General features: G+C 37.1%; 1 pseudogene. It reads right to left on the bottom strand.

Features of this window, described 5'->3' with window-relative positions:
* Positions 1–50: 50 nt before the first annotated feature.
* Positions 51–668, bottom strand: a pseudogene (locus ACFIL8_RS11985) (ribonucleotide-diphosphate reductase subunit alpha); the annotation flags it as partial.

Here is a 668-nt window from a genome sequence, read left to right as displayed (position 1 = left end):
AGCGCACACAACAGGATTTTTGGTTGTAATCTTTGTCATATGATGATCTCCTATAAACTGCACGAAACACAGCCATCAACTTCTGTTCCACTTAATGCTACTTGCCGTAATCGTACATAGTAAATACTCTTGATACCCTTTTTCCAAGCATAAATTTGTGCGCGGTTAATATCACGTGTGGTCGCTGTATCAGGAAAAAATAATGTTAATGAAAGACCTTGATCAACATGCTGTGTTGCAGCAGCATAGGTATCTATAATTTTTTCAGGACCAATCTCATAAGCATCTTGGTAAAAATTCAAATTCGTATTATCCATATAAGGAGCAGGATAATAAACGCGCCCAATTTTTCCCTCTTTGCGAATTTCGATTTTTGAAGCAATTGGATGAATGGAGGAAGTGGCATGATTAATATAGGAAATAGATCCCGTGGGAGGAACTGCCTGTAGATTGCGATTATAAAGCCCGTACTCAATAACTAATTTTTTGAGTTCCTGCCAATCCTTTTGATCTGGAATAACAATATTATTCCGTGCAAAAAGCTCTTGCACAAGCGGAAATTGCGGTTTCCATTCTTTTTCAATATATTTTTCGAAAAAACGTCCATCTGCATAAGCTGATTTTTCAAACCCTGCAAACATTTCTTGACGTTCGTGCGCAATTAAATT

The sequence above is a fragment of the Bartonella sp. AP57NXGY genome, assembly GCF_042195805.1.
Classification (GTDB): Bacteria; Pseudomonadota; Alphaproteobacteria; order Rhizobiales; family Rhizobiaceae; genus Bartonella.
The sequence above is the reverse complement of the archived record's forward strand: the minus strand, read 5'-3'. Positions and strand labels throughout refer to the sequence as shown.